Genomic DNA, 24444 nt, shown 5'->3' with positions numbered 1-24444 from the left:
CCACTTCGTGTGGCCGCTGCCCCTCCAAGAGGGGCGCTTTTCATCTTGGGGCGGCCCGGCGATGAAAAATTGCTCCCCACGCTCACCCACTTCGTGTGGCCGCTGCCCCTCCAAGAAGGGCGCTTTTCACCTTGGGGCGACCCCAATGAAAAAGGGCCGGACACCATACTCCGCATGGTGCTCAGCCCCTTTGATTTATGTCACCCGGCAACGCCGGGGTCTCTGGTTCAGATGATGCATTTCTCAAGCAACGGTTCGTTGCGCAACAGGCGTTCCCAGCCCAGCGGGCTCACGTCCAGCGTCTGGTAGCGCCCGGTCAGCACCAGTTCGGCAATTGCACGGCCAGCCGCCGGGCTCTGCTGCAGGCCATGGCCCGAAAAGCCATTGGCAAAATAGGCGTTGTCACAGCTGGGGTGCAGGCCAATGATGGCGTTGTGGTCGAACAAATTCATCTCGTAGTAACCCGCCCAGGCGCTTTCCACGCGCAACGCTTCAAAGCCCGGAATGCGCTCGGCCAGCGTCGGCCAGACAAAGTTCTCGAAAGCATCGTGTTCCACATCGAGCGGAATATCGTTGCCGTCGTCCCTCTCTTCTGGGCAGAAACCGGCGATGAAACCATGGCCCTCCGGTCGCAGCCAGATGCCTGATGGGTCGATCAGCAGCGGACACTGGGGCAGCTTGGCGGGGCTGGACAGGTTGAAGACCGTTCGGCGCTTGCCGTGCACGGGCAGATCAATATCCAGCCAGCCAGCCACAGGCTTGGCCCAGGCACCGGCAGCGTTCACCATGGCGCGGCAGGCAATGCGCGTGCCGTCTGCCAGCAGCACGGCTTCCACATGTGCCACGCCGTCGTGCCTGGAATGCGCAACGCCTACGGCTTCGGCCCGCAGGTACTTCACACCCTGCGACACCGCCTTGGCCTTGAGCGACTGCATCAGCAGGTAGCCGTCAAACCAGCCTTCTGCCGACAGCCCCAGCGAGCCGAGCACGATGTCGTCAACGTTCAACCACGGAAAACGGGCCTTGAGCGCTTCCGAGTCCAGCAATGCCACATCCACATCGTGTGCGCGCTGCAGCGCATGGTTGTCGCGCAACACAGCCTCGCCCGCCTGGGTCGCCAGGTACAGGTAACCGTCTTCCACGAGGCCGATGTCCGGCTGGTCGTTGCCAACGGCGAGTTTCGTCTTCAGGTTGCGCAAGAAACCAATACCGAACTGCGACAGCGCAATGTTGATGGCGGTGGAGAACTGCTGGCGGATGGAGCTGGCCGACAGCGCCGACGAGGCCTGCGCATAGCTCGGATCACGCTCGATCACCATTACCGACACGCCGGGCTGCTGCAGGGTCAAAAAATAGGCGATGGCGCTACCAATGGCACCACCGCCAACGATGACGATAGGAAGTTCTTGCATAGATCAAAGATCACAAAGTCAATCCAGGGCGTGCCCACCACCGAGCCACCGCCAAGAACGCCCCCGCCCAAAGGAGAGCGAGGGACGCAGCGGCTCAGCAGGTGCCGTCAGACATCAAAGCGAACGCCTTGCGCCAGCGGCAGCGCGCCGCTGTAGTTGATGGTGTTGGTCGCACGGCGCATATAACCCTTCCATGCGTCAGAGCCCGATTCACGGCCGCCGCCGGTTTCCTTCTCGCCACCGAAGGCGCCACCGATTTCTGCGCCCGAAGTGCCGATATTGACGTTGGCAATGCCGCAGTCGCTGCCTGCGGGCGACATGAAGCGCTCCGCGTCGCGCAGGTCACTGGTGAAGATGGCCGACGACAGGCCCTGCGGCACCGCGTTCTGCAGGGCAATCGCATCATCCGAGTTGCCGTCGTAGGTGACGATGTACAGGATGGGGGCAAAGGTTTCGTGTTCCATCACCTTCGATTGCGCTGGCATCTTCACGAGGGCCGGGCGCACGTAGTAGGCGTCTGCGCCCAGATCTTCGCGTTCGCGCTGGCCACCGATCACGGTGCCGCCTTCTGCCTTGGCCTGCGCCAGGGCAGCCTGCATGCCATCAAACGATGCCTTGTCGATCAACGGGCCCACCAGGGTGCCGTCGGTCATTGGGTCGCCCACAGTCACGCTGCCGTAGATTTTTTCCAGGCGCGCCACCAGTTGGTCGGCAATGCTCTTGTGCACGATCAGACGGCGCAAGGTGGTGCAACGCTGGCCTGCAGTGCCAACGGCGGCGAAGGTGATGGCGCGTGCAGCCAGCTCCAGGTCGGCCGAGGGCGTCACGATCATTGCATTGTTGCCACCCAGCTCCAGGATCGAGCGGCCAAAGCGCTCGGCCACCTTCACACCCACCTGGCGGCCCATGCGGGTCGAGCCGGTAGCGCTGACAATGGGCACCAGCGGGCTGTCCACCAGCACTTCGCCCACGTCGCGGGCGCCAATCAGCAGTTGGCTGATGCCAGCTGGCACAGCGCCAGGCTGCTCCTGGTTGAACTCGGCAATGGTCTTTTCCAGCAAGTGCTGGCAGGCCACGGCGGTGAGCGGGGTCTTCTCGGAAGGCTTCCACACCACGGCATCGCCGCACACCAGGGCCAGGGCGCTGTTCCAGCACCACACGGCCACGGGGAAGTTGAAGGCCGAGATGATGCCGACCACACCCATCGGGTGCCAGGTTTCCATCATGCGGTGGCCGGGGCGCTCGCTGGCAATCGTGAGGCCATGCAGCTGGCGTGACAGGCCGACAGCGAAATCGCAGATGTCGATCATTTCCTGCACTTCGCCCAGGCCTTCGGAGGTGATCTTGCCGGCTTCCACCGACACCAGCGCACCCAGCGCGGTCTTGTGCTGGCGCAAGGTCTGGCCAAAGCGGCGTACCAGCTCGCCGCGTACGGGCGCTGGCACGGTGCGCCATTGCAGGTAGGCGTTGTGGGCGGCCTGGATGGCTGCGCTCGCCTGCTCGGCGCTGTGCGCCTTCAGGGTTGCCAGCGTGGCACCATCGGCGGGTGAACGGCTGGTGATGTCATTGCCGGAGAGGGGTTTCAGATCCAGCGCCAGTTGCTTGCAGATCTCGTTCAAACGGGTGGTGGATGTGCTCATCGCTCGTCGTTCCTTACGCTTTGGCCTTGGCAGGCCTACTATCAAAAAAGAAGCTGCCTGCGCCCTGTAGGTGCGCGCAAGCAGTGGTTTTTACTATAAACCGTGGGTCGTCAGCCCTGCATCACTTGTAGGAAATCTGCGTCTGCTTGCCGTCCTTGTACACATAGGCCGTGACGCCGGGGTTCTTCAGATTGCCCTTGTCGTCAAAGTTGAAGATATTGGTCACGCCTTCGTAGTTCACATCGCGCACGGCAGCCAGGTATTTGGCGGGGTCGGTGGAGTCAGCCTTTTTCATAGCGGCGGCCACCACCATCATCGCGTCATACATGAAGGGGCCATAGGTCAGCACCTCGGCCTTGAAGCGGTCATGGTAGCGCTTGGCAAAGTCTGCACCCTTGGGGCGCTTGGCCAGCTCTTCGCCGCCACGGCTGCAGTACAGCACGTCGTTGACTGCGCCCTGGCTGATCTTGAGGATTTCGGCAGTGCACAGACCGTCCGAGCCCATCAGCTTGGCCTTGACGCCCAGGCGCTTCATCTGGTTGGCGATCAGGCCGCCTTGGGCATCCATGCCGCCATAGAAGATCACATCGGGTTTCTTGCCGCGGATATTGGTCAGGATCGCGGAGAAATCCACACTCTTGTCGGTCGTGAACTCCTGCGCCACCACCTCGGCGCCCATGGCCTTGATGCGCTTGGCAAAGTCGTCGGCCGAGCCCTTGCCGTAGGCCGTGCGGTCGTCCACGATGGCAAAGCGCTTGGCGCCCAGCTTGTTCACGGCCAGCTCAGCCAGCGCCGCGCCTACATCTGCATCGCTTGCCAGCACGCGGAACACGTTGTTGTAGCCCAGCTCGGTAAAGCCGGGGTTGGTGGCAGGCGAGAGGTTGGGAATGCTCTTCTTGTTGTAGATGGGCGCCGCCGGAATGGCTGCACCCGAGTTGAAGTGGCCCAGCATGGCCTGCACGCCGCCATCCACCATCTGGTTGGCCACCACCACGGCCTGCTTGGGATCGCCCTGGTCGTCTTCGGATTTCAGCTCGAACTGCACAGGCTTGCCGCCAATCACCATCTTCTGGGCATTCAGCTCTTCGATCGCCAAGCGGATGCCGTTTTCATTGTCCTTGCCCCAGTGCGACATGGGCCCCGACAGCGGCGCTGCGTGGCCGATCTTGACGGTTTGCGCCGTCTGGGCATTCACCGGGCCTGCCAGCAAGGCGGTAGCGGCAATGGCAGTCAGGGAACCGAGGCGATGGGTCATGGTCAGTGGCATGGGTGATGTCTCCTGTTGTGCCGCCCGCACTGCTCTGGTGCGTTGCAGGCTGGGGTTCGCGGTCTGCCGCCTGCCGGGCCACAGACCATCAATAGCTAAAAATGCTATGTGAACAATCAGGAACAGCAAAATGCGAAAATAGCCAGACATATTGCGTTTTCCGAACAAAGTACCTACCCCTATGCGCAACGCGATCCCCAATATCGGGCTGTTGATGGCCTTCGAGGCATCAGCTCGTCACGGCAATTTTTCCCGTGCTGCCAACGAGTTGGCGCTGACTGCCAGCGCCGTCAGCCGCCATGTGGCGGCTCTGGAGGACCGCCTGGGCGTGCCGCTTTTCGTACGGCACAAACGCCGCGTGATGCTCACCGATGCGGGAAAACGATATGCCCAGCGGGTGCGCCTGCATCTCAATGGCCTGGAGCGCGATACGCAGGAGATCGCCAACAGCCGCGCCCAGGGCTATGCCATCCATCTGGCCGTCGTCTCCAGCTTTGCCACGCAGTGGCTGGTGCCGCGCCTGCCAGCCTTCGCCAAGCTGCACCCCGATATCCATGTGCACCTGTCAGTGCGCTCGGAGCCATTTGCCTTTGAGGAAAGCGGTTTTGACGGCGCCATCTACTCGGGCGACGGCCTCTGGGCGCAGACCCAGGGCCAGCGCATTGCTCAAGACGGAGCCTGCATCCCCGTGTGCAGTCCGGCATTCGCAGAGCAACACGCACTGGGCGCGGAGGCAGATTGGCGCCATCTCGTCCACATCGGGCTGGAGAGCCGCCCCAATGCTTGGCGCGACTGGTATGCACAACTGGGCTGGGATTACTCGGTGCAGGCCTCACGCGGGCCGCGTTACGAGCTGTTTTCGATGGTCATCATGGCGGCCAGCGCCGGCCTGGGCGTCGGTCTGGTACCCGAAGTGCTGGTGCAACCCGCGCTGGACGCCGGCCAGGTGGTACCTGCCCACAGCCATACCTCGCCTGGCACGCAAAGCTACTGGTTCAGCTACCCCACCTACCGGGAGCCATCGCAGGCATTGCAGGCGTTCGAGAGCTGGGTGGTGGCGCAAAGCCAGCAAAGCGGGCCTTAGCCAAGAAAACGGCCGCCCTGCACAAGGCTGTAACTGAAGAGATCGCTATAAAAATAGAAGCTGGCAGTGCATTGCCCTTTTCACTTTCAGATGCTTTTTCGCTTGAAAGCCAAGGAGACCTTACGCGGCCAGCTATTGTTTTGAATGGCCCTGCGGTACTGCAAGGGCGATTCCTCAATAATCGTCTGCGCCCACAGCCAGGTTCTCGAAACGGGTCTGGTTCTTCTGGAAGAAGAGCTTGACGGTACCCGTCGGCCCGTTACGCTGCTTGCCGATGATGACCTCGGCAACATTGGGCTCGTTGCTCTCCTTGTTGTAGTAGTCGTCGCGGTAGATGAACATGATGATGTCCGCGTCCTGCTCAATGGCGCCCGATTCGCGCAGGTCAGACATCATGGGCCGCTTGTCGGTGCGCTGCTCCACCGAACGGTTGAGCTGCGACAGCGCGATCACCGGGCATTGCAGCTCCTTGGCCAGCATCTTCAGGCCACGCGAGATTTCGCCCAGCTCGGTGGCGCGGTTGTCCGATGAGGCAGCGCTGCCCGAGCCGCTCATCAGCTGCAGGTAGTCGACCACAATCAGGCCCAGCTTGCCGCACTGGCGCGCGAGGCGCCGCGCATTGGCGCGCAGCTCCGATGGCGTAAGGCCCGGTGTTTCATCGATGTGCAGGCTGACGGTGCGCAGGCGCTCGATCGCCTCGGACAGACGCGGCCATTCCTCATCGGTCAGCTTGCCGGTGCGCAGATTGCCCTGGTTGACGCGGCCGATCGAGCCGACGATACGCACCGCCAGCTGGGCCGCGCCCATTTCCATAGAGAACACCGCCACCGGCAGCCCCTCGTTGAGCGCCACATGCTCGGCAATGTTCACCGCAAACGAGGTCTTGCCCATGGACGGACGTGCCGCCAGCACCACCAGGTCGCCCGCCTGCAGGCCACTGGTCATCCGGTCCAGATCGACAAAGCCCGTGGGCACGCCAGTCACATCGACCGGGTTGTCCGCCATCTCCTGCACGCGGTCAAGCAAGTCGACCACCAGGGTGTCCAGCGACTGGAAGCCCTGCTTCATGCGCGAGCCTTCTTCGCCAATGGCAAAGATCTTCTGCTCGGCCTCGTCCAGCACGCGGTCCACCGTCTTGCCCTGCGGATTGAAGGCGTTGGTGGCGATTTCGTCGCTGGCCGTCACCAGTTTGCGCAAAATGGAGCGTTCCCGCACGATTTCGCCGTAGCGGCGGATATTGGTGGCGCTGGGCACGTACTGCGCCAACTGGTTCAGATAGGCCAGCCCCCCTACTTCTTCGGCCTTGCCGATGCCCTGCAGATGTTCGTAGACAGTGATCACGTCGGCGGGCTTGCCTGCGTTGATCATGCTGGCGATGGCGGTGAAGATCAGCTTGTGCTCATGGCGGTAGAAGTTGTCTTCGGCCAGTACGTCGCCCACCCGGTCCCAGGCGTTGTTGTCAAGCAGCAGGCCACCCAGCACGCTCGATTCCGATTCGATGGAATGCGGCGGAATGCGCAACTGCGCCACCTGTTTGTCGGGGGTGATGAACGCGTCGTCCATCGGGGGGAAGGTCTCTGACATGGGGGAAGGGTTCCAGCAATAGAAATGCACCGGATCGGTGCCGGTGCCATGCGGCAAGAATAGCGCAACTCGAATGCCTCGCCCACCGCCCGGCCCTTGCCCGCTCTGGTAGGGCCCCTGCTCCGCTACCAGCACGGCATCACCAGTTATGATCGGCGCCATGCGCATCGCACTGGGTATCACCTATAACGGGCAGGCGTACCAGGGCTGGCAGAGCCAGCCATCCGGCCGCACCGTCCAAGACCATCTCGAAGCGGCCCTGGGCCGCTTCGCCGCTTCCCCCATCTCAACCATCTGCGCCGGCCGCACCGATGCCGGCGTACACGGCCTGATGCAGGTCGTGCATTTCGACGCGCCGGTGGAGCGCACCGAGGCCTCATGGGTGCGCGGCACCAACACTTTTTTGCCCAAGGACATTGCCGTGCAGTGGGCGCGCGCCGTTCCCGAGGCTTTTCACAGCCGCGCCTGCGCCACTTCGCGCCGCTATGGCTATGCGCTGCTGCAATCGCCGGTGCGCCCGAGTGTCGAGTTTGGCCGCGTCGGCTGGGTGTTTCAGCCGCTCGATCTTGCCGCCATGCAGCAGGCCGTGCTGTTCTTGCTGGGCGAGCATGATTTTTCGTCGTTCCGCGCTGCAGGCTGCCAGGCCAAGTCGCCCGTCAAGACGCTGTATGCCATCGACATCGCCCATAGCCCGATGCGCCCCAGCAGCGCGCGCGACGGCGTGCCCTCGTGCTACTGGCGGTTTGATTTTCAGGGCAGCGCCTTCCTCCACCACATGATCCGCAACATCATGGGCTGCCTCATCATGATCGGCCAGGGCGTAAAGCCGCCCGAATGGATGCAGGAAGTGCTGAATGCACGGAGCCGTGAAATGGCCGCCCCCACATTTTCGCCAGACGGCCTGTATTTTCTCGGTCCCCAGTACGATGCACAGTGGGGCCTGCCCACCCAGGCCGTTTCCTTTGACTGGTTTGCCTGAAGCATGATGCACACAACCCCCTTCCCTGCCCGTACACGCATCAAGATCTGCGGCCTGACGCGCGAGGCCGACGTGGACGCAGCCGTGGCCGCCGGTGCCGACGCCATCGGCTTTGTGCTGTATGCCAAAAGCCCGCGTGCAGTCAGCGTGGAGCGTGCTGCCAAGCTGGCCCGGCGCCTGCCTGCATTTGTCACGCCGGTACTGCTGTTCGTCAACGAAGAGCCTTCAAAAGTAATAGCTGCCTGCGACCATGTACCGGGCGCCATTGCTCAATTTCATGGAGATGAGTCGCCGCAGCAGTGCCTTGCCGCTACGGCGGGCGGCGCCCGTGCATTCCTGCGGGCGGCGCGCATACCCCTTGGCGACGCTGCGGCAGAGTTTGACCTCGTAGAATACGCACATCGATATTCACAAGCCAAGGCCATTCTGCTCGACGCCCATGTCGACGGATTCGGTGGTGGCGGCAAGGCATTCAATTGGTCACTGCTTCCAACAAACGTAGCCTCTCATCTCGTTTTGTCTGGTGGACTCACGCCTGCAAACGTGACCGATGGCATTGTGCAGGTCAGGCCGCGCTGCATTTCGCTCGCGGTTGATGTGAGCTCCGGCGTCGAAGCCACCGGGCCCGACGGCCAACCCGTCAAGGGCACCAAGGACGCCGACAAGATCCACCAGTTCGTCGCCGCCGTGCGTGCGGCAGACGCGCTTCTTGCACAGAACCCTTTCCATGTTTGAATACCAGCAACCCGATGCCGCAGGCCATTTCGGCCCCTATGGCGGCTCCTTCGCCAGCGAAACCCTGACCCACGCGCTCACCGAACTGCGTGAGGCCTACGACCGCTACCAGAACGACCCGGAATTCCTGCGCGAATTCCAGTACGAACTGGCGCACTACGTGGGCCGCCCGTCGCCCGTCTACCACGCAGCGCGCATGTCGCGCGAAATGGGGGGCGCGCAGATCTACCTCAAGCGCGAGGACTTGAACCACACCGGCGCGCACAAGATCAACAACGTGATCGGCCAGGCCATGCTCGCCAAGCGCATGGGCAAGCCGCGCATCATCGCCGAGACTGGCGCTGGCCAGCACGGTGTGGCCACGGCGACCATCTGCGCGCGCTACGGCCTCGAATGCGTGGTTTACATGGGCAGCGAAGACATCAAGCGCCAGAGCCCCAATGTCTACCGCATGAAACTGCTGGGCGCCACCGTAGTGCCGGTCGAATCGGGCAGCAAGACGCTGAAAGACGCACTCAACGAAGCCATGCGCGACTGGGTGGCCAATGTGGACAACACCTTCTACATCATCGGCACCGTGGCGGGCCCGCACCCCTACCCGACGATGGTGCGCGATTTCCAGAGCGTGATCGGCAACGAATGCCTGGAGCAGATGCCCCAGCTGTTCAAAGAGCAGAACATGGCGGCCGAACAGCCCGACGCCGTCGTGGCCTGCGTGGGCGGTGGCAGCAACGCCATGGGCATCTTCTACCCCTATATCCCTTACGAGAACACGCGACTGATCGGCGTGGAGGCTGCAGGCGAAGGCCTGGACAGCGGCAAGCACTCGGCGTCGCTGCAGCGCGGCTCCAGTGGCGTGCTGCATGGCAATCGCACCTACATCCTGCAGGATGAAAACGGCCAGATCACCGAAACCCACTCGATCAGCGCTGGGCTCGACTACCCCGGCGTCGGCCCTGAGCACGCCTGGCTGCAGGAAATCGGTCGCGCCCAGTACGTCGGCATCACCGACCAGGAGGCGCTCGACGCCTTCCACTACCTGTGCCACACCGAAGGCATCATCCCTGCGCTGGAATCGAGCCACGCCGTCGCCTACGCGATGAAGCTCGCCAAGACCATGCGCCCCGAGCAATCCATCCTCGTGAGTCTGTCCGGCCGTGGCGACAAGGACATCGGCACCGTCGCCGACCTGTCAGGCGTGGATTTCTACACCCAGCCTTCGGCCCGCGGCGTCACCGTCAAAGGAGCAGCATCCAAATGAGCCGCATTGCAGCCACGTTTGACCAGTTGACACTGGCCGGCCGCAAGGCCTTGATTCCATACGTCACGGCGGGTTTCCCGTTCGCCGACATCACGCCCGCATTGATGCACGGCATGGTGGAAGCAGGCGCCGATGTCATCGAACTCGGCGTGCCTTTCTCCGACCCGATGGCCGATGGCATCGTGATCCAGAAGGCTGGCGAAAAGGCGCTGTCGCTGGGCATTGGCCTTGCGCAGGTGCTGGCCATGGTGGCCGAGTTCCGCAAGAAGGACAGTGTCACGCCCGTCGTGCTGATGGGCTATGCCAACCCGGTGGAGCGCTATGACCAGCTTCGCGGCGCAGGGACCTTCGTGCGCGATGCGTCAGCCGCCGGAGTGGATGGGGTGCTGGTGGTAGACTACCCGCCCGAAGAATGCGAAGCCTTTGCCGCCGATCTGCGTCAGCATGGCATGGATCTGATCTTCCTGCTGGCCCCTACATCGACGCCAGAGCGCATGCAGCAGGTAGCGCGCGTCGCCAGTGGCTATGTGTACTACGTCTCGCTCAAAGGCGTGACCGGTGCCGGTACGCTGGATACCGCTGCAGTCGAGGCCATGCTGCCCAAGATCCGCGAGCATGTGCACATCCCTGTTGGCGTTGGCTTTGGCATTCGAGATGCGCAGACCGCACAGGCCATCGGCAAGGTGGCCGATGCGGTGGTGATCGGTACGCGCATCATCCAGCTGATTGAAACCCAGCCGCACGAGAAGGTCGTTCCCATCGTTTCAGACTTCTTGCGCGGCGTTCGCAAGGCGCTTGACGCATAATGCGCCCCTCGGGCCGCTCGCACTCTGGTGCTGCGGCCCACCGAGCGCAAAAGCAAAGGAAAGAACCATGTCCTGGCTAGAAAAACTGTTACCCGCCAAGATCCAGCACACCGACCCGGCAGAGCGCCGTCAAATCCCTGAAGGCCTGTGGATCAAGTGCCCCGCGTGCGAAGCGGTGCTGTACAAGACCGACCTGGAGCAGAACTTCAGCGTCTGCCCCAAATGCGGTCACCACCATCGCATGTCGGCCCGCGCGCGCCTGAACCAGTTTCTGGATGCCGAAGGCCGGTACGAAATCGGCCAGGAAGTGCTGCCAGTCGATGCCCTCAAGTTCAAGGACAGCCGCAAATACCCCGAACGCCTGAAAGAAGCGCTGGAAAACACCGGCGAGACCGATGCATTGGTGGTGATGGGCGGCTCGGTCAAGAGCGTCAACCTGGTGGCAGCCTGCTTTGAATTCGAATTCATGGGCGGCTCCATGGGCTCGGTCGTCGGAGAGCGTTTTGTGCGTGGCGTGGAAACCGCCATGGAACAGAAGGTGCCCTTCGTCTGCTTTACCGCCACCGGCGGCGCTCGCATGCAGGAAGGTTTGTTGAGCCTGATGCAGATGGCCAAGACCAATGCCGCCCTCACCCGATTTGCCAAGAAAGGCCTGCCCTACATCAGCGTGCTGACCGACCCGACCATGGGCGGCGTGTCCGCAGGCTTTGCGTTCATGGGTGACATCGTCATGGCCGAGCCCAATGCACTGATCGGCTTTGCCGGCCCCCGCGTGATCGAGAACACCGTGCGCGTCAAGCTGCCCGAAGGTTTCCAGCGCGCCGAGTTCCTGCAGCAAAAGGGCGGCGTGGACATGATCGTCGACCGCCGTGAACTGCGCGACCGCATCTCCAGCAGTCTGGCCATGCTCCAGCGCCTGCCGGCAGACGCGGTGGCTTGACGCCTGCTTCACGCACCAACCAAAAAGCCAGCCTGATCGGCTGGCTTTTTTCATGCCCGAGTGCAACCAGCGCGCGATTTCCAGATTTCCAGATTTCCAGCCTACACGGCCACCAGCAATCGCGCCTGCAGATTCGCCAGCACGATGGCCACAATCTGCAGCAACACCATCAGCACAATGGGCGACAAGTCAATCCCTCCCACCAGTGGAATGACCTTGCGCAGCGGCCGCAGCAGCGGAGCGGTGAGCTGGTAGAACACCGCCTGGATGACGGCATTGCCTGTAGACAGCCATGACAGCACGCAGTGCACCAGCAGAATGACCACCATGCTGGAAATGGCGATATTGGCCACGCCGATGGTGGCCACCACGAACACGGCGGCCACCGAAGCCACGCCACCGCCCACCAGCCACAGCAACAGGAATTGCACCCATTGCACCAGCCAGGCCCCCAGCACGCTGGCCCAGTCACCACCCGGCACGGCCTTGGTGATCTTGCGCAGTGGCAACACCAGCCAGCTGGTAAGCGCCAATACCAGCTGACCGAGCGGGTTGTTGAACGAGACACGCTGGTGCTGCATGTACCAGCGCAGCAGGCAGGCACCCGTCAACAGCCCCCCGACAACATTGAGCAACAACGACAAAATCTGGAGAAGCATCGATATCCCACAAGGGCGAAGCCCTGGTTGCTATATAAAATGAAGCTAAAAACCCAATAAACACGGGCGCTACTACTCCATTCTATGCGGATCATGGCAAGAAACGCATGCAAAAACCCTCCGGCCACGGCATGAAAAGCCGCGCCCCAGTCGGGCACTCCGGCTTTGGTGGACGCAGGCGCGGTCAAAAAACTTAAAATGACGGGTTTTGGCCGTTTACCAGCGCGATGCTGGCTTGCTTCATGTCTGAAAACCACACCACTCCAGAGACAGCGCCAGTTGCGCTGGACGAAAACAAACTGATTGCCGAGCGCCGCGAAAAACTCAAAGCCCTGCGCGAGGCACAGCGCGAAGGCAAAGGTGTGGCCTTCCCCAACGACTTCAAGCCTGCCGACCGTGCAGCGGCCTTGATTGCCGCGCATGATGCCACCGAGGCAGAAGCACTGGAAGCGCAGGCCGTGGCCGTGAGCGTAGGCGGCCGCATGATGCTCAAGCGCGTGATGGGCAAGGCCAGCTTTGCCACCGTGCAGGACGCTACCGGTCGCATCCAGCTGTATGTGACGCGCGATGCCGTGGGCGAAGAAGAATACGCCGATTTCAAGAAGTGGGACCTGGGCGACATCATTGGCGCCGAAGGCACGCTCATGAAAACCAAGACCGGCGAACTGTCGATCAAGGTCACCAAGATCCGCATGCTCACCAAGAGCCTGCGCCCCATGCCCGACAAGTTTCACGGCATGGCCGATCTGGAGCAGAAGGTGCGCCAGCGCTATGTCGACCTGATGACCGACGAAGACGCGCGCAAGCGCTTCGTGGCGCGCAGCAAGGCCGTGGCAGGTATCCGTGAGTTCATGGTCGAGCATGGCTTCCTGGAAGTGGAAACACCCATGCTCCATCCCATCCCAGGCGGCGCCAACGCCAAGCCGTTCATCACCCACCACAATGCGCTGGACCAGGAGATGTACCTGCGCATCGCGCCCGAGCTGTACCTCAAGCGCCTGATCGTGGGTGGCTTCGAGCGAGTGTTCGAGATCAACCGCAACTTCCGCAACGAAGGCATCTCGGTACGCCACAACCCTGAATTCACGATGATGGAGTTCTACGCGGCCTATTGGAACTACCGCGATCTGATGGACTACACCGAGCAGCTCATCCGCGATGCCGCGATGAAGGCCGTCGGCACGCTGGAACTCACCTATGGCGGCAAACCCGTCGACCTGGCCAAGCCCTTCGAGCGTCTCACCATCACCGAGGCCATCGTCAAATACACCGATGCAGGCGAGAACGTCGGCAACCGCGAGTGGCTGACCAATGCCTTGAAGAAGCTGGGCATGAAGGAAGAAAAGGACAAGCTGTCCACCCGCTCGCTGGCCAGCCTGCAGGTGCTGTACTTTGAGGAAGTGGTAGAGGAAAAGCTGTGGAACCCGACCTTCATCATGGAGCATCCCACCGAGATCAGCCCGCTGGCGCGCGCCAACGATGAGCGCCCCGAGGTGACCGAGCGCTTCGAGCTGTACATCACCGGCCGCGAATTCGGCAATGGATTCTCCGAGCTCAATGATGCCGAAGACCAGGCTGCCCGCTTCAACGCCCAGGTCGCAGCCAAGGACGGTGGTGACGACGAAGCTATGTACTACGACCACGACTTCGTGCGCGCGCTGGAATATGGCATGCCTCCCACCGGCGGCTGCGGCATCGGCATCGACCGCTTCATGATGCTGCTGACCGACAGCGCCAGCATTCGCGACATCATTCTGTTCCCGGCACTGCGCCGCGAACAGTAAGCCAGTGCGTGCCCCTCGGTACGCTTCCAAAAAAATAGCTTCCAGCGCTTTACCAATAAGCGCTGGGAGCTATTTTTTCATACACTCTCCGCTGCATCCTTACGGAATCTCACCCGCAGGTGTGCCACATAAACCCCGCTTGTGAGGCCGATATACTGGCGACCATGCAGATTCCACACTACTGGGCGCAAACGCGCTTGCGCCATGAGACCGGTATCCGCCACGGCGTGACCGTGCAACGCTGGGGCTGGTCCGACGAAAGCCAACAGGCTGCCGAAGCCCATGCCCGCGAGCGCGCGCAGGCCGCGCTGGACCAGACGCTTGCCGCTCCCAAGCTACGCAATCTGGACGGCCACTTTCGGCGGCTGGAAGGCCTCAATGACTATGGCCTCAATGGCGAGACCCCGATCCGGGAAGAGATTCTGGAGCAGCGCGGGGAGACAGTGATGACGCGCAACAGCTACGGCGCGCACTGTCTCAATACGCCCCATGTTGCCATCGCCGATGTCGACTATCCGAAGGAGGCCCCGCCCCCGAGCCTGCGCCCCTTGGGCACCCTCGCCGTCGTGGCACTGGGCTGGTGGTTTCTGATGCAGTCCCAGGGCTGGAGCATGGTGGCCTGGGTTTCCCTCGCGATTGCCGCGCTGGTGCTGCTGCTGTGGTTCAAGCGCTACCTCAATGCTCGCCAGAGCGCGGCCAACCGGGCCGACCCGCGTGAAGCTGCCATCCAGCGCATCACGGCATTCTCCGCCCAGCACCCTGATTGGGGATTGCGCCTCTACAGCACTCCCAAAGGATTGCGCGTCATCGTCACGCACAGGCCCATGCGATCAGCCGAGGCCGATGTGCAGGCCATGTTTTCCGCGCTGCAGGTAGATCCCCTGTACCAGCGGCTGTGCGTGCAGCAGCAATGCTTTCGCGCCCGTGTCAGCGGCAAGCCCTGGCGCATGGGCATGGGAGGCCCCAGCCCACAGGTCAGGCGCTGGCCAACCACTGAAAAGCACCTCGCAGACCGCGAGCGCTGGAGCCGTTACTACGACAACAAGGCCGCGCAGTACAGCGCCTGCCAGTTCGTCAGCCAGTTGGGCGAGAGCCGAATCGCGCCCGAAGCCCAGCCATTGGTGGACTGGCACGACGAGGCCAGCCGGGCCCACAATACCGCTCTACCCGTGGCGTAAGCGTGCGTTCTTGCCTGTGTGCTGATCGACGACCCATGCACTCGGTCCGTCGCCCGCATCAGCGCGGCTTGCCGCCATGCCATCCCTGCTGCCGTAATGCCTTTGTAGCGACAGCCTCTCCCTGATTCCTTTGCCATGTACCGATTCAAAGCACTGATCCCCGCCTGGGCCGCCGAATGGATGGACATCATTGTTCCGGCCATTCAGATTGCACTGATTCTGCTGCTGTCGATCGCACTGCATTACCTCACCCGCAAGCTCATCAACCGCGCGGCGGCGCACTATAAATGGCCGCTTGAGCTGGTGGTGCCAGTCAAAGGCCTGGTGCGCTGGCTCATCATCGGGGGCACCATCCTGCTGATCCTGGAGCGGCTGGGGGTGAGTGCCACCGTGCTGTGGACGGCATTCTCCGGCTTTGCCGCCGTGGGTGCCGTGGCGTTCTTCGCCGCATGGAGCGTGCTGTCCAATTTCTTCTGTGCGCTGCTCATCTTCACCGTCCGGCCCTACCGCCTGGGCGATTACATTGAGGTGCTGGACGCGCTGGACAAGCCCGGGGCCAAAGGCCGCGTGGTCGACATCAACATGCTCTACACCACGCTGGAAGACTTTTCTGCGGGCCCGGCGCACCGCATTGTTCTGCAGATTCCGAACACGCACGTCTTTCAGAAAGTGGTGCGCCGCTGGACGGACGCGCCGCCACAGCCGCTGCCGACTGAGCCCACCAAACCTGCCGAAGTACCTGCAACGGAGGCAACCGCCCCCTCTTCATCGCCTGCCCCCTGAGCCCAGGGTACCCACCGAACCTTCGCACTGTCTGCACTCTCTGTCAGCACACACCTACCGTCATACTCCCCATCGCCTCACGCAGACAGCACTGGCCAACACCTAAGCTCAATGCATTCCATTGCACAGGAGGTTTGTATGCTCAAGTGGGCCATTATCTTTGCGGTGATCTCGCTGGTCGCTGGCGTTTTCGGTTTCACCGGCGTGTCGTCGGGCGCTGCAGGGATTGCGAAAATCCTGTTCTATATCTTTATCGTGATCACCGTGATCTTCCTGGTCGTGGCCTTGCTAGGTATCGGTGCCGTGGCGTAGCAGACAGGCATTTCACTCACATGCAAAAAGCCTGCCGATGCGCAGGCTTCTTGCGTGTTGGAAGCGATGGGCTGAGCGCGCAATGCTCCGAATGGCTACAGCACCTCGTCCTTGAGCTGGGGAAACACCTTGGACACCTTGGCAAGCAGGTAGTCACCATACCGGCCATTGAAGGCGTGCACATTGGCCTTGTCCCAACGCTCGCTGCTGTCGTCGCGCACGCGTGCGCCAGTCAGCCCCTCGATACGCTGCACGCGCGCTTCAAAGTTTGGGTCAAAAAACAGCGGAAACGACAGACGGTCCGTGCCAGAAGTATTGCGCCTGACGCGGTGCGGCGTGGATTTGTAGAGGCCACCCGTCATGCGGTCCAGCATATCGCCGATGTTGCAGACGAAGGTGCCGGGCAGCGGCGGCGCATCCACCCAGCCGCCTGGCGTGTGCACGGACAGGCCCCCGATCCGGTCCTGGTACAGAATCGTGAGCAAACCGTAGTCGGTATGCTCGCCTACGCCCCAGGGCGCGTCCACACCTGCTGGAACATCGATGCTCGGATAGTTGAAGATGCGAAACAGCACCAGGGGATCTGCCGTATAGCGCTGCGAGAAATAACCAGCCGGCAGGCCCAGGCTCAATGCGATGCCCTCCATCACACGGTGCCCCACCTGGGTGACCGCATCCATGTACTGCAGAATGGTTTCGCGATAGCCCTCCAGCTCGGGGAACAGGTTGGGGCCGTGGACGGGCGTTCCTGCCTGCACGAGCGGGTGTTCGACCGCCAGTTCGGTGCCCAGGTACAAGCCCTCTTTCCAGTCCGGCAAGCCTGAGGTCAGCTCCCCTCCTACCTTGAAGTATCCGCGCCATGCGCGCCCTCCCAGGGCCATGCGCCATTGCATCTTGCGCTCTTCGGGCCAGCTGAAGAACGCCTGACTCAACGCATGCAAGCGGTCGATCAGTTCCTGCGGAACGCCATGGTGGCGGATATAGAAAAAGCCATGCTCGCGGCAGGCACTGCCAATCGCGTGCGCCACTGCAGCCCGCGCAGCATCATCGGCAACAGGATTGACCAGCGCCGCAATATCGATCACCGGCAGGCCGGCCACGGGGGAGGAAACGGTCTCGGTCGTCATGGAAATGTGGTTGCAGGCAATGCAGGGCTCAGGCTTTGTCGAACGGCGAGCGGATGTCCGCCAGGAACTTCTGCGTGCGCGGGTGCTGTGGCCGCAAAAAGAAATCCTCGGGCCTGGCACGCTCCAGCACGGCGCCCTGGTCCATGAAGATGACCTGATCGGCCACCTCTCGGGCAAAGCCCATCTCGTGCGTCACGCAGACCATGGTCATGCCGTCCTTGGCCAGATCGCGCATCACCAGCAGCACCTCGCCCACCATTTCGGGATCGAGCGCGCTGGTGGGCTCGTCGAACAGCATGATCGGCGGCTTGAGCGTGAGCGCACGCGCAATCGCCACCCGCTGCTGCTGGCCGCCCGAGAGCTGATTGGGAATTGCTTCGGCCTTGTGGGCCAACCCCACGCGGTGCAGCAGTTCCATCGCACGCTCCTTGGCCTCCGCAGTGGTCATCTTCTTGAGCTGCACCGCAGCCAGCGTGCAATTCTCCAGCACCGTCAGGTGCGGAAACAGGTTGAACTGCTGGAACACGAACCCGATGCCCGCGCGCAGCTGGTTCACATCCAGCCTGGGTTCGTGCACATCCTGTCCGTCCAGCAAGATGGTGCCGGACTGGATTTCCTCCAGCCGGTTGATGGTGCGGATCAAGGTGGATTTGCCCGAGCCCGAAGGCCCGCACACCACCACCACCTCTCCGGTGGGAATCGTCTCGTTGATATCGACCAGTGCGTGGTAATCTCCATACCACTTGTTCACGTTCTTCAGCTCAATCATGCGGCTACCTTCTCTACACGGCGGCTGCCCAAGCCTTTGCGCTCCAGCCGCTTCTCAATCCAAAATGCAAAACGCGACAGCCCGAAGCACAGCACGAAATAGGTCAGGCCCAGAATGCCGAATACCTGCGCCGGCTTGGTGAACACCAGGCTGTTGATCTGTGTGGCGATGAAAGTCACCTCGGCCAGCCCGATGATGTAGCCCAGCGAGGTTTCCTTGATCGTCGAGATGAACTGGTTGACCAGCGAAGGCAGGGAGTTGCGCATCGCCTGCGGCAGGATCACCGTCCGCATGGCCTTGAAGTAGGACAGCCCGAGCGAACGCGCGCATTCCATCTGCCCTTTGGGCAGGCCCTGGATACCGGCGCGCACGATCTCGGCCAGGTAGGCCGCATCAAAAATCACCAGCGCAATCAGCATGGTCCAGAACTGGTCTGTCTTGTGACCAGTCACGCTGGGCAGAAAGAAATACGCCCAGAACACCACCATCAGCAGCGGCGTTCCGCGCACCACATACACCAGTGCCGTGACCGGCCAGCGCACGATGCGCCAGGGCGATATGCGTGCCATGCCCAGCAGCAGCCCCAGCGGCAGCGACAGCAGCAGGCCCATGACAGCCAGAATCAATGTCAGCACCAGGCCACCCAGCGGTCCGTTGGGGTACTGCCCCACCAGAAAATACAGCCAATAAGTTTGGATGAGTTCCAGCATCTGCGTTCCTTACATCGTGCGCACCGGATAACGGTGCTGGAACCAGATGGCGGCAAAAGTGATCACCAGCGAGACGGCCAGATAGGCCACGCTCGCAAATGCAAAGGCTTCAAAGCTGCGGAAGGACTGGCTCTCCACCTGCCCGGCCTGGTACATCATCTCGGCCGCACCGATCACGGTGGCGATCGATGTGCCCTTCCACATGTTCAGGGTCTGCGAGATCAGGGGCGGCACGGTAAAACGCAATGCCTGCGGCAGTATGACCAGGCGCATCGTGCGCATGTAGGTCAGACCCAGCGCGCGCGATGCCTCCATCTGCACGGCAGGCACGGCGCGGATACCGCTGCGGATGTCTTCTGCCATATAGGCTGCGGTGTACACCCCCAAGGCCACCACGGCGCAGATCGATTCGACCGGCCCGGCGTAGAGCGCCTCCTTCCATGCTGCAGGCAAGAGCTCGGGCACACCAAAGTACCAGAACAGCATATGCGCCAGCAGTGGAATGCTGCGGATTACCTCGACATAGGTGGCGCCAATCCAGCGCAGTGCCTTGAACGGCGACAGACGGCACAGAGCGATCACCAGACCAAGCGGCAGCGCAATCCAGAAGGCGTAGAACAAATACTGCAGCGACATCTTGAAGCCGGCCACCAACATATCGTGGTACTGGCCCGACAAGAGCATCTGCACATCAAAAGTCGTCATCTCAGATATCCAAAAACATGACAAGGCGCTGGAAGCAGCGCCTTGTCATTCACAGCGCTGGTCCGCGTTCAGTCGATCTTGTCGGTCTCGAACTTGAAGCTGCGTTTGGGCAGCTTCAGTGCGCTTTGCTGACCGAACCAATGTTCGTACATGGATTCGGCCTTGCCACCGGCTTCCAGCTCGCGCAGGGTGTCATCCACGACCTTCTTGAGGCCGGCTTCGCCCTTCTTGATGCCCAGTGCCAGTGGCTCGGAGCTGATGCTGGTAGGCAGCATCACATAGTCCTTGCGCTGGTCACCCATCTGCACCAGCGCCCGTGCGAGACTTTGGTCCTCATTGACGAAGGCGGCCACCTTGCCCTGCTGCATCGCCACCAGTGCCTGGGGCGAAGTGTCGAAGGACACCACGGTCACGGTCGGCACGGCGTTCCTGATGTTCACTTCCATCGAGCTGCCCTTGGCCGTCGATACGCGCTTGCCGGCCAGATCGGCCACATCCTTGATGCCGCTGCCCGCCTTGACCAGCACCTTCTGGCCCGCCACGAATGTGGTCAGCGAGAAGTCGATCTGTGCCTCACGCTCCTTGTTATGCGTGAGGGACGCGGCCAGCAGGTCGATGTGGCCTTGCTGCAGCTCGGGGATGCGTGCTGCCAGCGTGATCTGCTTGAACACCGGCTTGACTCCTAGCTTGGCCGCCACGGCCTTGCCCAGGTCGACGTCATAGCCCGCCAGCTCGCGGGTCTTGGGGTCGATGAAGCTCAGAGGCTCGTCCGTACCGAGCACACCCACCACGAGCTCGCCCTTCTTCTGGATATCGGCCACCTGGTCGGCATGCGCCATGCCACTGGCCGCTACCAGGCTGGCAACGGCTGCAATCCATACACGTCTTTTCATACCAAACTTCTCCTTGTTGTGTTCCGTTGTTTCACTCATTCTGCAATCTTGTCGCTGTCCCATTTGAAGCTGCGCGCTGGCAGCTTCAGCTTGCTTTGCTGGCCAAACCATTTTTCGTACAGGGCATTGGCAGCGCCGCTGGCCTCCATCTCACGCAGGAGGTCATCCACCATTTTCTTGAAACCGGCTTCGCCCTTCTTGATGCCCAGCGCCAGGGGCTCGGTGCTCAGATTCATCGGCAGCACCCGGTAGTCCTTGCTGCGCTCGCCCAACTCGTAGTTGGCCTGCACCAAGCTGATTTCGTCGTTGACAAAGCCTACGGCCTTGCCCTGCTGCAGGGCTACAAAGGCCTGGGGCGAGGTATCAAAGGTCACGATCACTGCAGTGGGCACCACCTTGCGGATATTGACCTCCATCGTGCTGCCCTTGGCAGTCACCACACGTTTGCCTGCCAGGTCCGGCACGTCATTGATGCCACTGGTTTTCTTGACCATGACTTTCTGGCCGGTGACATAGGTGGTCAGCGAGAAATCCACCAGCGCCTCGCGCTCCTTGTTGTGGGTCAGGGCTGCGGCAAGGATGTCGACATGGCCTTGCTGCAGCTCGGGTATGCGAGCTGCCAGATTGAGCTGCTTGATGACGGGTTTGACACCCAGCTTCTGTGCGACGGCCTTGCCAATGTCCACCTCATAGCCCACCATTTCGCGAGTCTGAGGGTCGATGAAGCTGAAAGGCTCGCTGGAGCCGTAGACGCCGATGATCAACTCGCCCTTTTTCTGGATGTCGGCCAACTGGTCTGCGTTCGCCGCGCCAGCAGCCATCCATGCCAGACCGGCCACCGCTGCCATCCACACACGCCTTTCCATAGTGCTCCTTGTCATATATACGGCTCTGAATGTTCGGCCGACGCAGGGAATGGACCTTGCGTATCGGTTTCAGGCCAAAGAACACTGTAGCAGTGGCCCGGAAGGACGGGCGCTCTCGCAAACCCGATGATGCTGCAAACGCACATATGGGGTCCACTTGCAGGAATGCGCGCTCCCAGAACGCGCCCTACCTGGGAAGCCGCTATCGGCTTCTTGTAAATCACGTCCTGTAAAGTCAGTCAGCACCTGTTTCACCCTTGCAACCACATCGTCAAAGGCAAAGCGCTCTTGCGAGCGCTTTGTCACTTTCCAGACAATCGCAGCGTGGTCACTCTGCCACTTGATCGCTGTCAAATTTGAAGTTGCGCTTGGGCATCTTCAGGGGGCTCTGCTGCCCATACCATTGCTCGTACAGGGCTTCGGCTTTGCCGCTCGCTTCCAGTTCGCGCAGCGTGCTGTCCACCACCTGTTTCAATCCACTCTCGCCCTTCCTGATGCCCAGTGCCAGAGGCTCTATGCTCAGGTTGGAGGGCAGAATCTTGTAATCCTTGCCCTTGTCGCCCAGTTGCACCAGGGCGCGCACCACGCTTTTGTCATCGTTGACAAAGGCTGCGCCCTTGCCCTGCTGCAAGGCCTGGAAGGCCTGCGGTGCGGTGTCGAAAGTGATGACGGTTGCGGTGGGCACGGCCTTCTTGGTGTTGGGCTCCTGCGTGCCACCCTTGACCGTGACCACGCGCTTGCCCGCCAGATCCGGCACATCATTGATGCCACTGCTCTTCTTGACCAGCACGGTCTGGCCGGTCACAAAGGTGGTGATGGAGAAATCCAGCTGCGCTTCGCGCTCCTTGGTATGGGTGAGCGATGCGGCCAGCAGATCGACATGGCCCTGCTGCAGCTCCGGAATGCGCGCCGCCACGGTCAGTTGCTTGAACACGGGCTTGACGCCGATCTTCTGCGCGACTGCCTTGCCCAGATCCACGTCGTAGCCCACCAGTTCGCGGGTCTTGGGGTCGATGAAGCTGTTGGGCTCATCCGTGCCAAGTACGCCCACCACGAGCTCACCCTTTTTCTGAATGTCTGCCAGCAGATCTGCCTTTGCCACGCCTGTCAGTAATACCAACGCCGCCGCAGTGGCAGCCCATACACCGGTCTTCATTGCATCGTTCCTTGTTCTGTTCCGCTACCGAGCGAAACCGTGTCATAAATTCTATGGTTATGAAAAGCGATGCAATACTATTTTTAAGTCATATGAAAATTCCAAAAATCAGCCACTGCTGCCTTGGACGGCATGTGACGCCGGCAGGCCTGCTCAATTGCACAGCGAAAAACCTGCCAACAGACGCATCAGCGATTCCGGAGCCATCCAGGCCCGCCAGGCCCAGACCAACACCACCGCCGCCAAGCCCGCCAGCAGGGCAACCATCGCCAAACTTTTTATGCGCTTGTGCATGTGAGCCCGCCCTTTCACCGAGGCACAGACGCGAGCCGGTTTGCACGAGCCTCGCCCAGCGCCGCGTCATTGATGGGCCAGTGCAGCAGTGCTGCAAGCACTCCCAAGGCAATGGCAGCCCACCACAGCCACAGGTACGAATGGGTGGCGTCGTAGACCAACCCGCCCAACCACGCCCCCAGAAAGCCCCCCACCTGGTGACCAAAGAACACAAAACCAAACAAGGTGCTGAGGTAGCGCACGCCAAACACCTGTGCGATCAGGCCGTTGGTAAGTGGCACAGTGCCGAGCCACAGCAGGCCCATGGCCACAGAAAAGATATAGGCAGTGGCAGCGGAAACCGGCGTCAGCACGAACCACAACATGATCGCCGATCGCACCAGATACAGCAGCGCCAGCGCGTATTTGCGGCGCATCCAGCCGCCCGCCCAGCTGCAGGCATAGGTGCCAAACACATTGGCCAGCGCCACCAGCGCCAGGCAGATGCCGGCCTCCCGCGCCCCCAGCCCCTGGTCCAGCAGATAGGCAGGCAGATGCGCGGCAATGAAGGCGAGCTGAAAGCCACAGGCCAGAAAACCAGCATTGAGCAGCCAGAACCCCTGGTGACCAAAGGCCTGCTGCAGCGCGCTACGCATGTTCAAGGCAGGTTCTACAGGTTCGGCAAGCGCCGCCTGAGAATTAGCCGCTGAGGGCTTGCACTGGCGCAGCAACAGCGCCAGTGGGGCCGCCACCGCCATGACGGCAGCCAGCGCCAGCACTACCAGTTGCCAATTCCACTGCAGCAACAGGCTCTGGGTCAGGGGCACCATCAGAAACTGGCCCAAGCCGCCCAGTGCGCCCGCCACACCCAGCGCCCAAGGCCGTTGCGCCGGAGAAAACAAGCGGCTGAGTGCTCCATAGACCACGGCAAAGCCCGTGCCCGACAGGGCAATGCCCACCAATACCCCATCGCCCCAGGTCAGCAGCCAGGTGCTTTGCGATTGCGCCATGAGCACCAGGCCCAAGGCATACAGTGCGGCGCTGGCCAGCATCACCCGTACGGCACCAAAGCGATCGGCCACCATGCCGGTGAAGGGCTGGGCCAGCCCCCACACCAGGTTCTGCAGCGCCACGGCCCAGGCGAAATCCTCACGGCTCCAGCCGCGCTCGAGAATGACAGGCTGCATCAACAGGCCCTGCACATGGCGTACGCCCAGTGCGCAGCCCATGATGATGCCGCCGGCCAGCACCAGCTGCCAGCGGCGGCGCCAGACTTCGTCCTGCAAGGGGGATGGGAAATGCTTGGAATGGTTGGTCATGTTGTCCTCAGTGGGCTGCGCCGCCGCATACTGCAGTTGGCAGATCGGTGTGTTGCTGCCCCTCATGCAGTAGCGAACCAGAAATGCCCTTGCAGCAGGCGCCCATCGCTGGAAGGAATGTGAATCTGTCCTCACGGACGAAGGTGAGATCGTTGGGCGTTGCAACAGAGTTCGAATAATCACTGAGCATGAAAATCCTGAA

The 24444-nt window shown here is 61.7% G+C and carries 23 protein-coding genes; 10 read left to right on the top strand and 13 right to left on the bottom strand.

Translation table 11 applies throughout. The features are described 5' to 3' along the window. Positions 1–227 precede the first annotated feature (227 nt). The 3 genes from LAD35_RS04630 to LAD35_RS04620 all read right to left on the bottom strand — a co-directional run bounded on the left by LAD35_RS04630 (position 228) and on the right by LAD35_RS04620 (position 4307). The gene (locus LAD35_RS04630; protein WP_224151540.1) at positions 228–1412 is read right to left on the bottom strand and encodes an NAD(P)/FAD-dependent oxidoreductase; all 1185 of its coding nucleotides are present in this window, start codon (positions 1410–1412) and stop codon (positions 228–230) included. A gap of 107 nt (positions 1413–1519) precedes the next feature. Then, positions 1520–3052 carry an L-piperidine-6-carboxylate dehydrogenase gene (gene amaB, locus LAD35_RS04625; protein WP_224151539.1) on the bottom strand — a complete coding sequence of 511 codons (1533 nt, stop codon included), beginning with the start codon at positions 3050–3052 and terminating at the stop codon, positions 1520–1522. Positions 3053–3173: 121 nt separating this feature from the next. After that, positions 3174–4307: a branched-chain amino acid ABC transporter substrate-binding protein gene (locus LAD35_RS04620; RefSeq protein WP_224151538.1), complete on the bottom strand. Its 1134-nt coding sequence runs from the start codon at positions 4305–4307 to the stop codon at positions 3174–3176. 193 nt (positions 4308–4500) lie between these two features. Here LAD35_RS04620 and LAD35_RS04615 point away from each other — a divergent pair, with 193 nt between their 5' ends. Beyond that, a complete protein-coding gene (locus LAD35_RS04615; protein ID WP_224151537.1) occupies positions 4501–5403 on the top strand; it encodes a LysR substrate-binding domain-containing protein in 903 nt (300 codons plus the stop codon). A gap of 174 nt (positions 5404–5577) precedes the next feature. Here the strand turns inward: LAD35_RS04615 and dnaB are convergent, their stop codons facing one another. Next, on the bottom strand, positions 5578–6987 hold the full coding sequence (gene dnaB / locus LAD35_RS04610) for a replicative DNA helicase (RefSeq protein WP_224152582.1): 1410 nt from the start codon (positions 6985–6987) through the stop codon (positions 5578–5580). 160 nt (positions 6988–7147) lie between these two features. On the opposite strand from dnaB, the gene truA reads away from it, so the two are divergent. The 5 genes from truA to accD all read left to right on the top strand — a co-directional run bounded on the left by truA (position 7148) and on the right by accD (position 11708). Next, a complete protein-coding gene (gene truA / locus LAD35_RS04605) occupies positions 7148–7966 on the top strand; it encodes a tRNA pseudouridine(38-40) synthase TruA (RefSeq protein ID WP_224151536.1) in 819 nt (272 codons plus the stop codon). Positions 7967–7969: 3 nt separating this feature from the next. Further along, complete coding sequence (locus LAD35_RS04600; protein ID WP_224151535.1) at positions 7970–8701, top strand: phosphoribosylanthranilate isomerase; 732 nt, start codon at positions 7970–7972, stop codon at positions 8699–8701. Then, positions 8694–9962 (top strand): tryptophan synthase subunit beta, encoded by a 1269-nt coding sequence (trpB, locus tag LAD35_RS04595; RefSeq protein WP_224151534.1) that lies wholly within the window; start codon positions 8694–8696, stop codon positions 9960–9962. The genes LAD35_RS04600 and trpB overlap by 8 nt, the downstream gene beginning before the upstream one ends. Beyond that, positions 9959–10768, top strand: a complete 810-nt coding sequence (gene trpA, locus LAD35_RS04590) for a tryptophan synthase subunit alpha (RefSeq protein WP_224151533.1) — start codon at positions 9959–9961, stop codon at positions 10766–10768. The genes trpB and trpA overlap by 4 nt, the downstream gene beginning before the upstream one ends. A 67-nt stretch (positions 10769–10835) precedes the next feature. After that, positions 10836–11708 (top strand): acetyl-CoA carboxylase, carboxyltransferase subunit beta, encoded by an 873-nt coding sequence (gene accD, locus LAD35_RS04585; RefSeq protein WP_224151532.1) that lies wholly within the window; start codon positions 10836–10838, stop codon positions 11706–11708. A 101-nt stretch (positions 11709–11809) separates the two neighbouring features. Here the strand turns inward: accD and LAD35_RS04580 are convergent, their stop codons facing one another. Next, positions 11810–12367 (bottom strand): YggT family protein, encoded by a 558-nt coding sequence (locus LAD35_RS04580; protein ID WP_224151531.1) that lies wholly within the window; start codon positions 12365–12367, stop codon positions 11810–11812. 242 nt (positions 12368–12609) lie between these two features. Between LAD35_RS04580 and lysS the strand changes: the two genes are divergently transcribed. From lysS to LAD35_RS04560, 4 genes are all read left to right on the top strand, one after another. Then, complete coding sequence (lysS, locus tag LAD35_RS04575) at positions 12610–14151, top strand: lysine--tRNA ligase (RefSeq protein WP_224151530.1); 1542 nt, start codon at positions 12610–12612, stop codon at positions 14149–14151. Between the two features lie 164 nt (positions 14152–14315). Then, positions 14316–15329 carry a hypothetical protein gene (locus tag LAD35_RS04570; protein ID WP_224151529.1) on the top strand — a complete coding sequence of 338 codons (1014 nt, stop codon included), beginning with the start codon at positions 14316–14318 and terminating at the stop codon, positions 15327–15329. A gap of 135 nt (positions 15330–15464) precedes the next feature. After that, entirely contained in the window at positions 15465–16112 is a 648-nt protein-coding gene (locus LAD35_RS04565; RefSeq protein WP_224151528.1) for a mechanosensitive ion channel family protein, read from the top strand. 138 nt (positions 16113–16250) lie between these two features. Beyond that, positions 16251–16424 (top strand): DUF1328 domain-containing protein, encoded by a 174-nt coding sequence (locus tag LAD35_RS04560; protein WP_224151527.1) that lies wholly within the window; start codon positions 16251–16253, stop codon positions 16422–16424. Between the two features lie 95 nt (positions 16425–16519). Here LAD35_RS04560 and LAD35_RS04555 read toward each other — a convergent pair whose 3' ends face one another. The 8 genes from LAD35_RS04555 to LAD35_RS04520 form a co-directional block, all read right to left on the bottom strand. Beyond that, positions 16520–17551: an isopenicillin N synthase family dioxygenase gene (locus LAD35_RS04555; RefSeq protein WP_224151526.1), complete on the bottom strand. Its 1032-nt coding sequence runs from the start codon at positions 17549–17551 to the stop codon at positions 16520–16522. 28 nt (positions 17552–17579) lie between these two features. After that, on the bottom strand, positions 17580–18320 hold the full coding sequence (locus LAD35_RS04550; protein WP_224151525.1) for an amino acid ABC transporter ATP-binding protein: 741 nt from the start codon (positions 18318–18320) through the stop codon (positions 17580–17582). Further along, complete coding sequence (locus tag LAD35_RS04545; protein WP_224151524.1) at positions 18317–19030, bottom strand: amino acid ABC transporter permease; 714 nt, start codon at positions 19028–19030, stop codon at positions 18317–18319. Before LAD35_RS04545 ends, LAD35_RS04550 begins: the two co-directional genes overlap by 4 nt. Before the next feature lie 9 nt (positions 19031–19039). Beyond that, the gene (locus tag LAD35_RS04540; protein ID WP_224151523.1) at positions 19040–19735 is read right to left on the bottom strand and encodes an amino acid ABC transporter permease; all 696 of its coding nucleotides are present in this window, start codon (positions 19733–19735) and stop codon (positions 19040–19042) included. Between the two features lie 68 nt (positions 19736–19803). After that, entirely contained in the window at positions 19804–20628 is an 825-nt protein-coding gene (locus LAD35_RS04535) for an ABC transporter substrate-binding protein (protein ID WP_224151522.1), read from the bottom strand. Positions 20629–20663: 35 nt separating this feature from the next. After that, complete coding sequence (locus LAD35_RS04530; RefSeq protein ID WP_224151521.1) at positions 20664–21494, bottom strand: ABC transporter substrate-binding protein; 831 nt, start codon at positions 21492–21494, stop codon at positions 20664–20666. A gap of 328 nt (positions 21495–21822) precedes the next feature. Next, on the bottom strand, positions 21823–22650 hold the full coding sequence (locus LAD35_RS04525; RefSeq protein ID WP_224151520.1) for an ABC transporter substrate-binding protein: 828 nt from the start codon (positions 22648–22650) through the stop codon (positions 21823–21825). A 308-nt stretch (positions 22651–22958) separates the two neighbouring features. After that, positions 22959–24242 (bottom strand): MFS transporter, encoded by a 1284-nt coding sequence (locus LAD35_RS04520; protein ID WP_224151519.1) that lies wholly within the window; start codon positions 24240–24242, stop codon positions 22959–22961. Positions 24243–24444 lie beyond the last annotated feature (202 nt).

Source organism: Comamonas odontotermitis, assembly GCF_020080045.1.
Taxonomy (GTDB): Bacteria; Pseudomonadota; Gammaproteobacteria; order Burkholderiales; family Burkholderiaceae_C; genus Comamonas; species Comamonas odontotermitis.
This window is presented reverse-complemented; position numbering and strand designations above follow the sequence as displayed.